We start from the raw sequence: 12,742 nt of genomic DNA, 5'->3' as shown, positions 1-12,742 counted from the left end.
AACTGTCCCCAAAAAAAAGCCCCTGTGTGCTTCCACAGGAGCTAAAATGAGCTGGGTTACTTGCGTAAGCATTACTGAAACATTACCGATTTGAAATCTTTATACATTAGCAGGACAGCGAACACGCTTAACACTTTTATTTTATTGATAAAACCACACGAGCCCTTCATTCCATAGTTCACCTTCATACATGTTGAAAAGATGCAGAAGTGCTTTATTTTTAATAACATCTTGTAGCTTCTATACATAAAATACCATTCATAACTAATTGAGCTTATGGTATGAATTTTATTAAACTAAAGCAGGATATTCATTAAACCAACTTAACTCGCAAAGGATGTAACGTTTATGGTGCAGCAATGTAGGGAAGCTTACATATATTGCTACCCACCGATATTTGGGGTTTGAAATAGCTATCAGTCTTTTTACGATTACCAAGGGAGAATGTGCATGCACAACAACTCGTTGTTTCATGTGGCGATGCAATGGATAATTTGTGTGGTATGCTTCTTAGCGCTCATTGCAGTAGCTGTAGAAGCCTTTCCAGCGGAATCTGAAAAAGCTAGTGTAACTACTCCCAATCTAACCTACGCACCGACGCCTCCTACTCCGAAAAAAAACGATATTCCGAATGAACATGTTGTCCAGCGCCCACCAAAGAACTCACCAGCTTTTCTTTTTATGCTCTACAAGCTAGCAGCAGGTGGTCTGAACGCTAATAAGAAGAGATCTGCCCCATTGCCCGTGCCCACAGAGTAAATTCTTCAGCACAGTAACATAGATAGAAATTCAAAAGAGCTCCCATAACAGCTATGGGAGCTCTTTCATGTTTCTTGTTTCTAATCAGTTACAGTTACCTTGTAGATTAGTAGAGGATCACGCTTCAGGTATCTTGCAACGAGCTCTTCTTTAACAGTAAATTTTTCGGGAAAACTAACGGGATCAGTTGAAACTACGACATGCACTCCGACCGGAAATGATGCAAGATCATCAGCTACAATCCGCTTTGCTGGCTTACCAAAAACCCACTGATTTTGTAGCTTCAATGACGTAAGGGAGTACACATTTTCGCATGTTTTCCCGACAAGATTACGTACCTGTTGAATGGGAAGAGTACCTCTGTAAGGCAGTACTGTTTTTACATACGGAGGGGCTGTTACCATTACCAAAGCCACAGTTGTAAACAGACAGCCTAACAGCAAACGAGGTCTATGACAGCTTGCCGCAAGCCAAATCAGAACCACAAGCAGCAGGCAACTACAGACCGCTAAAACAGGCCACAATTCCATATAAATAGGGAGGGAGGAAACTTCTCCGGCTATCCAGATTACACCTACAGCTGCAAAGAGAACTATCGAACCTAATATCGTATACAGATAAAAAAGGCGATTACTTCCGGCAAAAGCAGAACCACGCTCTAACCAATAATCCAGTGTTCCACCAACAAGCATTAATAGAGGAACAATAACAGGCCACAATTCCATAAAAAGAGGGAAGGAAGAAACTTCCCCAGCTATCCAGATTACACCTACAACTGCAAAGAGAACTATCGAACCTAATATTGTATACAGGTAAAAAAGGCGCTTAGTTCCGGCAAACGCAAAACCACGCTCTAACCAATAATCCAGAGCCCCACCAACAAGCATTGATAGAGGAACAATAACAGGCAGCAGGTATCGGACTTTTTTTTCAGGAATTACTGAGAGTAGTACAACTATTCCCACTGTCCAAAGCAACAGCTGATTATACGGAATTAACTTCTGAAGTCTGGGTCTTGCATAGGGCGAAATGAAAACAAGAACTGCAGGAATAGCCCATAAACCAAGCATCGCTGGAACTTGCGGCAGATAGAACCACCATTCTTTAATATGGTGTGATGTCCATGCTGATGTTTCTTGAGAAAACATTGCTGCCATTGCATCCGGATGCATTATCATAATAACCAAATACCAGCTTGCTGAAATAACCAGACCATATCCAGTTACTAGCAACAGCTGTTTCCAATGGAGTTGTACCTTCATTACACCGTTAACAACCAGTTCTGAAAACAAAAATGGAAGCAGCAAAGCATAAAAAGCTACAGGTCCTTTGCTGAGAAATGACAAGCCAAACAACACGCCCGTAACCAAACACAACCAAGGACGAAATTTCTTTGACTTCAACAGCACATCAAGCGCCCATATCATGGCAGTCATATAAGCAACAGCGTGTATGTCCCATGTGCCTCGACGAACCATAAAAATATAAAGATAGCTGGTACCAAGAACCGCTGTGCTTAACATCGAAATGCGAGTAGAGCCTGTCAGCGACCTCGTAAGTCCAAAAAATGCTACTGCCAGAACTAATCCGGCAAATGCAGATGGAATTCTATTCACAGCCAGATTCGTATCAGTACCTGCAATCATCATTACTATTGATGTCATCCAGGTAGGCAGGGGCGGCTTGGCAATCCGAAGCTCCCCGAAAAGACTTGGTACAAGCCAATTACCAGTTTCGACTATTTCGTTTGCTGTAATAAAATTACGTGCTTCCATTATTTCAGGATCAAGCTGATCTAAATGAACAGTAGTTGTCACTATCATCAGCAGACCAAGAAGGAATATAGGAACAGATTTATTTCGTAATTTTTCTTCGATTAATGCACAAAACTTTTGCGTACTCATTGCAGATTATCCAACAGGAAAAAATGGTTTCACTACATACCCCAAACAGGGCAGCCTGCGTTGCCGAGTAATTCTAAAAAGGAAAATCAATTTATTGAGTACACACGATACGTATTGGCAGCTTGCAAAGAACTTACAGGAACATGACAAAACTGTTATCCAACTGAGACACCAAAAAAGCCAGCAGGATATCCTGCTGGCTTTTTTGAGTATTATCAAAATGCTAGAGCTAAAATTTTATTACTAAGCAAATAGAAAGATAAATAACAACAGTCAGGTAAGCTTGTCCCTGACTAGCTTAAAACAGGCTTTCTACTGTTTTCTGCATCACTGCGTTATCCTGTACTTCTTCTTTTGAAAGCGTTTGAACCAGTTCACCGGAAGAAAATACATACAACCTGTCTGCAAGACGTTGAGCCTGAGCCAAGCTGTGCGAAACAACGATTGTTGTGTACTCGGTAGAAAGAGATTCAAGCAAATCCTCAATGGTTCTTGTTGCATAAAAATCCAATGAAGCACTCGGTTCGTCCAACAACAAAATTTCTGGCTGTAAAACCATAGCCCTAGCTATGCATAAACGTTGTTGCTGACCTCCTGATAGGTTAGTGGCAGGAGACTTAAGTCTGTCGCAGACCTCACTCCACAACCCAGCCTGCTTCAATGCATGTTCCATTCGTGACTCAGCTTCACTACCTTGAATACGTAACGCAAGTTTAAGCGGAATCAACAGATTGTTTTGTATGGAGTTTGGCAAAACATTCGGAGTCTGGAAAACCATCCCGACACGACGTCGAAGTTCCTCACATGGAATTACACCGGAGTAAATATCGTGGGGTGTGCCACCTAATGTAACAATCACCTTCCCAGTTGTTGTGGAACCATCAAGGCATTCATTCAACCGGTTGAAACTGCGGAGCAGGGTAGTCTTACCCGAACCGGAGCGACCAATAAGAACTGAAAGTTTGTTTTTAGGAAATGAGACGGACAGATCTTTAACAATCTGCATCCCATTAAAAGAAATAGAAAGATTTTCAGTTTGAATAGCAACAGAGGACATATCAGTTAGAACCATTTTCGTTCCATTGTTCGTCGTAAGTAGTGAGCAAGTAAAAAGAGGCAGGTTGTTTGTATTAAAAGAATTAATGCTGTCCCAAAGCCTTGAGCAAGCTCTGCCTGACTTTGGAATTGCGCCGCTAAATAGTACACCTTAAAGGGTAAGGCTTCGTATTTATCAAAGATATTTCGAGGCACTCCCGCATTCGCAACCACACCTGTCATAAGAATAACCGCAGTATCTTCTGAGGCTCTGCCAATGGAGAGGATGACACCACTCATAATCCCTCGCAACGCCAACGGAATACGAATGTAAAAAGTGCTTTGCAAGGGACTTAAACCTAGCGAAGGCCCCGTCAGTCTAAGTTCTTCCGGCAAGCTGGAAAGAGCGATTACAGTTGAATTAATACAATAAGGCAATACGAGTACCGCAATACATAAAGCAGAAAGCCACAGACCAGTCACTGCTTGCGGAAATACGGTATTACGAGCCAGCAGAATAAGGGCAAAACCAAACAGCCCCATAATAATCGACGGGATACCTGCAAGCAGCTCAATCAAAAACGTAGCAGAACGCCTGAATGCTTTCGGAGCAAACTCTGCCAAATAAATACCGGTCATAATTCCTACAGGAATCGACAAACTGCAAGACAGAAGCACTAAATACAAGGTTCCAACACATGCAGGCCATATCCCATCAAAAACCGGCATTCCACGTAAAAGAACATCAGCCGGTGAAGAATCACCAAAAATTAGCGATACAGAAAGGGCCGAAATTCCCTTAACGCAAAGAAAACCCAACAAAAGTACAACAGCCCCGATAACCGTAACCGGGGCAACATACGTAAGCACGCTAAGTGTCGTTTCCTTAGCCTTACTCATTTATTTTCTCCGGAGATGCAGCAAGCCATCGCAACATAATATTGACTGCTATTGTGGAAGAAAACAGCACCATGCCGCAGGCAAACAAAGATAAATAGGCGTCACTTTGGCTATCCGTCGCCACAACAAGGGCAATATGAGAGGTCAAAGTACGTATGGAGTCTAAAATAGATTCAGGCTGGCTTACGGCATTTCCTGCCAGCATCAAGGGGATGAGAGTATCACCGACAGCACGACCGAAACCAAGAACAGCCGCTGTAAGTAGTCCTTTTCGTGCATCAGGGAACACGATGTAGATAAATTTTTGCGCTTCTGACATGCCTAACGCCTTAGCTGTTAAGCGAATCTTCGGTTCTATCTGTGCAAACTGGCTGTGCATAATAAGCACAATAGTAGGCAGGATAAGCAGACTTAGAATAAGCCCTGCCGCAAGAATGGAAAATCCTGTGCCATGCCGAAAAAATGTACGTAAAAACGGCACCAGTAAAAATACAGCGACAAATCCATAAATAACCGTTGGGACACTCGTCATAAACTGGACAAGAAGCAACATCACTTTGCGTAACACAGAGTGACTATCCCCATGAATATAACAACAGATGCCCAAGCTCAACGGATAGCTCAATACGAGGGCAAACACCGACAATAAAATACTCCCCAACATCATAGGTAGTATCCCGAAATTGCCTTCAAATGGTTGCCATGACCATGAAAACACATGCTGTAATTTTACGAAGGAAAAAAGAGGGAGCGAGAAGTAGAGAAGAAAAGAGAAAATAGCAACCACTGCTATACAAGAAACAGTGGTTGCTACAAAGAGAACGCTGGTTATAGAACGAATTGTTCTTACACTATGCAAGGTCGGTCCTTAGTTCAGTGGCAGGTACCCACTGGAAACAATAATATCTGTACACTCATCTGACAGGATGTAGTCGATAAATGATTTAACAATACCGGAAGGTGCGCCGTTCGTGTTCATGTAAAGCTTACGGACAATTTTGTATGTACCATTTTTAGCTGTTTCCTGAGATACGCTAACGCCATCCAGAGTAGGAGCCTTAACGGTGTTATCCAAAGTTCCGATGCCGATAAAACCAATACCATCAGGATCCTGTGCGATTGCCACCTTCATTGCGCCATTAGATGCTACAACATTCGCGGAATCAACAATTTTTCCTTTTTTCAGCAATTTTTTCCAATAAACGCTACGTGTTCCGCTTGCTTCATCGCGAGTGTAGATGTGAATTGACGCATCCTTACCACCCAACTCTTTCCAGTTTGTAATTTTACCAGCAAATACATCCTGAATCTGTTTTGTGGTTAAAGCGCTAACTGGGTTCTTTGCAGAAAGAACAGTGGCTACCCCGTCAACGGCAAAAGGATAAGAGGTGAGAGTATATTTAGCTTTTTCCTTATCACTTGTTGCGCGGCCAGCATTGCCAATATCAACAAGTCCCTCACCAACCTTCTGGATACCGACACCGGAACCGCCACCGGCAATAGTGATTCGAATGTCCGAATTTTTGATCATAATACGTTTTGCAGCAGCTTTCATTACAGGGATATGAGCTGTGCCCCCTGCAATAGTTATTGTTCCGGATTGATTAACAAAGGCGTCCAGACCGGAAGCAAAAGCTGATGTGCAGAGAGAAAGGGTAAATATAGAAAGGAGAGCAAAAATTTTATTGAATTTCATCCGATAATCCTTGTTGTTTTTGTATCATGAGAGCAATCAGATGTATTTGTATGTAATAACACGCAATATAATCAAATTGAAAAAAGCAATCGCTAACTAGTCTTTCCATAGAAAAAACCAATCGCTACTACATCGTCAAAATTAGCTTATTACCCAGATTCTTCTAGGGCCCACGAAGCACTCCCCATAGAGGCAAAATTAATTCAATATATAACCTAACGAGAAACGCTAAACACCTTGTGATGCACCAAGGATCATATCCAATTTTTTGCTTCAACATAAAAAAGCCCTCACTTTAATGTGAGGGCTTTTAATTTGCTTTAAACGTTCTTACTCGTGACAACTCAACGAGCAGGACTGTCATGTTCTTTCGAATTCATGCAGCTGACTACGAAGAATGGCGATTAGCTTCTTGTTTCCATTCGGAAACAATAGATTTGATTTCGTCAAGGTTCTCAGCTGAAGTATCAAAATGCTCAGCAAAAACATGCAGAGTAGTTGCACCACGAGGGCTGAAAAGCCCCTTTACGCGACACCATAACGGATCGAGTGCTTCTACAAAGTCTTCAAGCATAGTATTCGCAATAGTTTCCATAAAAGATTGATGATTGCGGTATGCAAAGAAGTACAATTTAAGGCTCTTTGACTCCACAATACGGTCTTTAGGGATGTATTCCATAACAATCACCCCAAAATCCGGCTGACCGGTCATTGGACAGAGTGACGTGTATTCAGGGAACTCCACGCTAACAATGTACGGGCGGTTAGGGTAGTTGTTTGGAAAAGTTTCAAGAATTCCAGAGTGTGGACCGTCTAACTGATATTTAGTCTGGCCACCTTTGCCAAGAACTTCAAGGTGGTCAGTTTTATCCTGACTTTTTGTAATGGTCATTTTGCCTTCTCCTTATCATAAACTGGCAGCATTAGTTTGACTTCCAAACGGGCAAATGGCAAGGGGTGCGCTGGTAAATATTCGCGCGGGACTGTTTTCCCGATTGCGAAGGGCACTTTAGCCCATCTTTAGGACTGTTGATCCCAAGGAGTTAGAGTATGAATACGTTTGAGCATAAGGCCCTTGCGTTGTTATCAAGTCTGTTCATTGGCGGACTTGTTGTTGCAGCACTCATTGCAAGTAAAATCATCATGGTCGCAGGCGTTGCCGTTCCGGCAGGGGTACTCGCCTATTCACTTACCTTTATAGTTTCGGATGTTATAAGCGAAGTATGGGGAAAGGAGTGCGCCAATAATGTTGTTCAAAGCGGCTTTGTCACACTCGTCATGACATCCGCCCTTGCATGGCTTGCTGTTGAGTGGCCAGCCGCACCGTTCTGGCATGGCCAAGAAAGTTTTTCTGCCGTAATCGGTAGTACCCCGCGCATCGTCGCTGCGTCCCTGGTTGCCTATCTTATCAGCCAAAAGCATGATATTTGGCTTTTCCATTTCCTCAAAAAAAGAACAAACGGCAAGCACCTGTGGCTACGCAACAACGCATCTACTGTCGTATCCCAGCTCGTTGATTCCACTATTTTTGTAACTATTGCGTTCTGGGGAATCCTGCCTGTTGGTGACGTTATTCTTGGACAATGGATGGTTAAACTCGCGATTGCAGCTTTTGATACCCCAATCGTATACTTCCTTTGCCATGCATTACGAAAACAAGTGCAAACCGCAGATGCGCTATAGAATCTAACCACATCAAAATAAAAAAGGCAGCTTATCAAGCTGCCTTTTTTATTTGCTAACGAGAGAACTCATCGGTGTCCTTCGTGAATTATGGTAGCATTACATTTTGAATACAAAATAAACCATAAAAGGAAGAACTATGCGCAATATTGCATGTATGTTACTGCTCGCATGCGGTGTGCTTTGGATTTTGAGTTTGTCGACTGCCAATGCATGTACAGGGATAAAGGTTCAATCAAAAGACGGCGCTACAATGTTTGCCAGAACCTTGGAATTTAACACGCCGTTCAAATCTAACATAATGTTCGTCCCCAAGGGACAAACTTGGACTAGCCAAGCACCAAATAATCAAAAAGGCATGACGTGGAAAAATCAATATGCCTTCCTTGGCCCCAATGGATTTGATGAAAGAATGTTTTTTGGCGGAATAAATGAGAAGGGACTGTATATTGGTGGATTTTGGTTCCCGCAACACGCTGAATATCCAACTCCTACGGCAAACGATACTACAAAAATCGTAGAGCCTGTTCTAGTTACAGCACTAATATTAGGAACATGTGGTACACTCGAAGATGTTCAAAAGAAAATTGATGAAGTTCAAATTGCTGGTGTTAAATATGAAAAACTGGGGATGATCCCCCCAATGCACTGGATTGTGATAGACAGCAAAGGTAACGCCATCGTGATAGAACCGCTCAATGGTAAAATTACCATTACCCAAAACCCCGTGGGGGTTATCACCAACTCGCCACAATTCACATGGCATCTACAAAATCTTTCCAACTACATGAACGTAACAGCAGATAATTGTACCCGCCAAAAAATAAATGATTTCACCGCAACTCCTATCGGAGCAGGATCCGGAATGCTGGGGCTTCCCGGAGATTTCACTCCGCCATCACGTTTCGTCCGAGCTGCATTGTACAGTAACGCAGCGACCCCAGTGCAAACAGCAGACGAAGCTCTAAATCTGGCGTTTATGCTTATCAGCAATATTTCCATTGCAAAGGGACTTGTTAGAACCAATGAGCAAAACGGAACTCAATCTACTGACTATACTCAATGGACAGCAGTCTATGACCTGCAACGCCGCAGATGTTACTTTAAAACTTATGATAATCAGGAGATACGGGTAGTACACCTCGATAATTTGCCGAAAGACGGAAAGAAAACACTATCCATTCCCATGTGGGACACCAAGCCGGAATATAAGGATATGACCGAACAGGCAAAGTAACAAATAGGTTGCTAACCAACTTATCCCAAAAAAAATGAGTAGTGCCGAAGCACTACTCATTTTTTTTATTAGCATCGATGTCGTCTTTTGAGATGTTTTCTACAGCAAATTTTTCTTTCAACCATGGACGAATAAACAAAAAGTACGTGAGAGCAGCAAAAAGAACTACAACCGTATCATAATACTGACGCACCAATTCAGGATGGAAGAAATACACGCCGCCTGCAACACATAAGGCGGTGAACATGAGATACACACTGGTCATCTTAATTGACATGACTTCTCCTAGCTAAAAAATGTAAATATCTTCTATTGGATACAAAAGAAGAACATTAAGTGCAAGGCGAAGTCTATTCAATATCATCCCGGATAACGTATATTACCTTTTAAAAAAAAACAGAATTTGCAACGAGCGTTGCTGCAATCTTCTAAAACAAGCTTAGTGGAAAAGCCGGAGCAGATTCACAACAAACGAACCTGGCCTCCGGCTGGAATAATTAAAGCTAATTCTTAGTCACGAACTTCAACAAATTTTTGAAGAGAAAGGGGCACTTCATTCATACCTTCAGCGGTGGTACGTGCAGGAATAAATGGTGGCTGTCCCTTATCTTTAAGAATCTGCATGCCGCCTTCCGGGGAGAGCATAAACGCGAGGAAAGCTTCAGCAGCTTCTTTGTTCTGAGCGTCATCAAGCATAGTTACACCGTAAGTAATGGACTTACCTTTGCGGTCAATAAAGGTACCCGGCTTTTTGCCGGTAACTCTAACAACAGCATTTTTGTAAAACGGAGTAAGCTTGTAGTCACCAAGGTTCAAGTGTGGATCAAGAGCAATGAATTTAAGACCATGCTGAACGGCAACAGAGCGGTATTCCCAAGCATAGTCCATGTGACCTGACTTAAGCAGAGAAATAAGTTCAACGGCCTTAGGACGAACGTTTTTCGCTGGTCGATTAGCAATCAGTTTATCATTCAGCCCTTCGATGTTGTAGAACTTCTCAGCAAGCTGCAACACCATACATGCTCTGTAACCACAAGGATCGAGGTTCGGGTCAGAATGCCCCCAGACAACATCTTTATTCTGGAGAATTTTGTACCAGTTATCGCTGGTAATTTTATCAGTGAATTTTGATTTGTCTGTGTAGCAGAGAACCATTTGGTTGGATGCAAAACGTACATTCCATGATGCGTAGTTAGGAATGAGATTTTTATTTATCACTACATAGTCAGCAGAAGCCATAATGTCTGCTTTTTTACCTACTTCAGAAATAAGACGGGCAAGTTTAGTAGAGCCACCGGACTGACGCTGAACATCAACCTCTGGATACTTTGCCTCAAATGCTTTTTCCATTGCAGCAAAAGGAACAGAAAGGCTACCTGCATGGAAAATAACTAATTTTCCAGAAGGCTGAGCAAACGAAAAGTTTGGAGTGCAAATCAAACCAAAGAGCAGCAACAAGAGAGCACATGCACGAAATAACCATTTATTACTCATAATAACCCCTACAAACAAATTATACGTTAAATAATATTTGGGTAAAATCAGCGCATAGAGAGTGTATGTCAATGGAAAAATATATATTATTTGAACTTCAAGCATCCAGTTTTACTACTGAAACAGGAGACTTTCCTTTCTAATAATTTAACAAAAAAACATTTATACCTGTTATACTTGCTGTCATAATTGGTAAGTTTAACTCCGCGTTATCCTCAAAGATAAATGCAGAAACAAATGAGTCATTAATCATGCTAGGCACCAATAACATGCCCTAATTAAAGCATGTTCACTCACTTCGTATAACTAATCAACAGATCAGTAGATAAAGGATACTAAATGCTTACGTTAACTGTTCTTATCGAAAATATATCTCTCAGGGACAACCTGATTCCCACAAAAGGACTATCTATTCTTCTGGAAGACGGCGATGAGAGATTGCTGTTAGACACCGGAACCGACGGTGCTTTTTTAAAAAATGCCAAAGCACTTGGCATTTCACTAAACGATATAGATCAAATAGCTCTTTCACATGGGCACTATGATCATGCAGGTGGTATTCCGGCCTTATGCGAATTATTTGCTGACCGTGCTCAGCAGCCTACGCTCACATGTCATCCCGATTGTTTTATAGAACGCCATTTAGGAAAACTCACTGGAGGGCAGCCCGTTCTTGTGAGAAAGTTAGATGCCGGCCTAGATGAAGGAACGGTGAGAAAATGTTTCAATGTCTATGAGACTAAGGAACCACAACCTATTGGTTCTAAATTTCTTTTTCTTGGTGAAATTCCACGAAACTCCAACTTCAAAGGCTGCGGAGCATTTGGCATAGCCAAGCATGAAGGAAAATTTGTTGATGACTTCCTCTATGACGACACAGGGATTGTATGGAAAGGACAAGACGGTCTCGTAATCATAACCGGCTGCAGTCACTCAGGAATCTGTAATATTATTGAAAGGGCGCAGGAGGTTACAGGAGAAAAAAGAATTGCCGCAATTGTCGGCGGACTCCATCTTCACGCAGCAAGCATACCTCATCTATATCAGATACGCAGATTCTTTAAGCAGGTAGGTGTACAACGGTCTCATGCCTGTCATTGTACAGGAAAATGGGGGGCTCTCTGGCTACCTGATAATAAACCAATAACAACAGGTGATGTTCTTACATTTAAATAATAAAAAAGCTCTTCAGTATATCTGAAGAGCTTTTTTGCTACTTTCCCCATTTATGCAAGTCATTCATACTGCCATGAGCAGTAAAATCTAGGCGCAACGGCGTAACAGAAACAACTTTATCCACTGCAATAGCATAAATATCTGTATCTTCAGGCTCACCCTGAATAAGTCCCTTTGTGATTACATAATCTTTCAGACGACTCTCCATAGAAGGAGAAGAAAGATCTGTACGATAATACGAATTATGAGAAAGTCGTGTCACACGCCAAGGGCATTCTGTGGAAGCAGAGCTTGGGACATCTATCTTTAACAGATCAATTCCCTGCGGAAAACCTTCGTGGATGGCGCGCTTAGTAAAATGCTGCAAAAAGTATGTTGCAGCCGTCCAGTCCTGATCAGTATAAGTAAGATGAGTATCAACAGGTGTTTCCAAAGAAACGGCAATGGAAGGAATTCCACGATGTGCAGCTTCCATTGCTGCACCGACAGTACCGGAACTTGTAATACTGGAGCCGAGATTCTCACCGTAGTTAATTCCAGAAATAATAAAATCAGGCTGATATCCGGACAGTACTGTTAATCCATGGTCGATTGTGCGAGCAGGGGAGGCTTCACAAGAAAATGCTTTAAAAGGAACACCACGGACAGTCAGAGTTGTCTCAACAAGAGTGGCATCAGGGTTACCACGATAGGCACGCCCCATTGCTGTCTGTTGTGACGCTGGCGCAAGAACCATTACTTCTGCAAATGAAGAAACAGCATTAATTGCAGCCAAAATACCCGGAGAATGCACTCCGTCATCATTTGTTATTAAAATCTTAGGTAAACTTGACGAGTTCATTGAACATACCTTTGTAA

At 42.2% G+C, this 12,742-nt stretch carries 13 protein-coding genes; 4 read left to right on the top strand and 9 right to left on the bottom strand.

The genetic code is table 11. The annotated features are described in order from the left end of the window. Window positions 1-450 precede the first annotated feature (450 nt). Entirely contained in the window at window positions 451-759 is a 309-nt protein-coding gene (locus tag BUR09_RS03895) for a hypothetical protein (RefSeq protein ID WP_074215620.1), read from the top strand. 80 nt (window positions 760-839) lie between these two features. Here the strand turns inward: BUR09_RS03895 and BUR09_RS03890 are convergent, their stop codons facing one another. The 6 genes from BUR09_RS03890 to queF form a co-directional block, all read right to left on the bottom strand. Next, a complete protein-coding gene (locus BUR09_RS03890) occupies window positions 840-2,663 on the bottom strand; it encodes an ArnT family glycosyltransferase (protein WP_074215619.1) in 1,824 nt (607 codons plus the stop codon). A 298-nt stretch (window positions 2,664-2,961) separates the two neighbouring features. Beyond that, window positions 2,962-3,735 carry a phosphate ABC transporter ATP-binding protein gene (locus tag BUR09_RS03885; protein ID WP_074215618.1) on the bottom strand — a complete coding sequence of 258 codons (774 nt, stop codon included), beginning with the start codon at window positions 3,733-3,735 and terminating at the stop codon, window positions 2,962-2,964. Next, on the bottom strand, window positions 3,726-4,598 hold the full coding sequence (locus BUR09_RS03880) for a PstA family ABC transporter permease (RefSeq protein WP_074215617.1): 873 nt from the start codon (window positions 4,596-4,598) through the stop codon (window positions 3,726-3,728). The genes BUR09_RS03885 and BUR09_RS03880 overlap by 10 nt, the downstream gene beginning before the upstream one ends. Continuing rightward, entirely contained in the window at window positions 4,591-5,166 is a 576-nt protein-coding gene (locus tag BUR09_RS03875; protein WP_245796692.1) for a PstC family ABC transporter permease, read from the bottom strand. The genes BUR09_RS03880 and BUR09_RS03875 overlap by 8 nt, the downstream gene beginning before the upstream one ends. Before the next feature lie 300 nt (window positions 5,167-5,466). After that, entirely contained in the window at window positions 5,467-6,294 is an 828-nt protein-coding gene (locus BUR09_RS03870; RefSeq protein ID WP_074215615.1) for a phosphate ABC transporter substrate-binding protein, read from the bottom strand. Window positions 6,295-6,682: 388 nt separating this feature from the next. Beyond that, complete coding sequence (queF, locus tag BUR09_RS03865) at window positions 6,683-7,186, bottom strand: preQ(1) synthase (RefSeq protein WP_074215614.1); 504 nt, start codon at window positions 7,184-7,186, stop codon at window positions 6,683-6,685. A gap of 158 nt (window positions 7,187-7,344) precedes the next feature. Between queF and BUR09_RS03860 the strand changes: the two genes are divergently transcribed. Then, on the top strand, window positions 7,345-7,977 hold the full coding sequence (locus BUR09_RS03860) for a queuosine precursor transporter (protein ID WP_074215613.1): 633 nt from the start codon (window positions 7,345-7,347) through the stop codon (window positions 7,975-7,977). A gap of 139 nt (window positions 7,978-8,116) precedes the next feature. After that, on the top strand, window positions 8,117-9,214 hold the full coding sequence (locus tag BUR09_RS03855; protein ID WP_074215612.1) for a linear amide C-N hydrolase: 1,098 nt from the start codon (window positions 8,117-8,119) through the stop codon (window positions 9,212-9,214). 52 nt (window positions 9,215-9,266) lie between these two features. Here BUR09_RS03855 and BUR09_RS03850 read toward each other — a convergent pair whose 3' ends face one another. Together BUR09_RS03850 and wtpA are read right to left on the bottom strand one after the other, a co-directional pair. Then, window positions 9,267-9,491: a hypothetical protein gene (locus BUR09_RS03850; RefSeq protein ID WP_074215611.1), complete on the bottom strand. Its 225-nt coding sequence runs from the start codon at window positions 9,489-9,491 to the stop codon at window positions 9,267-9,269. A 233-nt stretch (window positions 9,492-9,724) separates the two neighbouring features. Further along, window positions 9,725-10,708, bottom strand: a complete 984-nt coding sequence (gene wtpA / locus BUR09_RS03845; RefSeq protein WP_074215610.1) for a tungstate ABC transporter substrate-binding protein WtpA — start codon at window positions 10,706-10,708, stop codon at window positions 9,725-9,727. Between the two features lie 339 nt (window positions 10,709-11,047). Here wtpA and BUR09_RS03840 point away from each other — a divergent pair, with 339 nt between their 5' ends. Next, complete coding sequence (locus tag BUR09_RS03840) at window positions 11,048-11,884, top strand: MBL fold metallo-hydrolase (RefSeq protein ID WP_074215609.1); 837 nt, start codon at window positions 11,048-11,050, stop codon at window positions 11,882-11,884. A gap of 37 nt (window positions 11,885-11,921) precedes the next feature. Here the strand turns inward: BUR09_RS03840 and surE are convergent, their stop codons facing one another. Continuing rightward, on the bottom strand, window positions 11,922-12,725 hold the full coding sequence (surE, locus tag BUR09_RS03835) for a 5'/3'-nucleotidase SurE (protein WP_074215608.1): 804 nt from the start codon (window positions 12,723-12,725) through the stop codon (window positions 11,922-11,924). Window positions 12,726-12,742 lie beyond the last annotated feature (17 nt).

The sequence above is a fragment of the Halodesulfovibrio marinisediminis DSM 17456 genome, from assembly GCF_900129975.1.
In the GTDB taxonomy this organism is placed as follows: domain Bacteria; phylum Desulfobacterota; class Desulfovibrionia; order Desulfovibrionales; family Desulfovibrionaceae; genus Halodesulfovibrio; species Halodesulfovibrio marinisediminis.
This window is presented reverse-complemented; position numbering and strand designations above follow the sequence as displayed.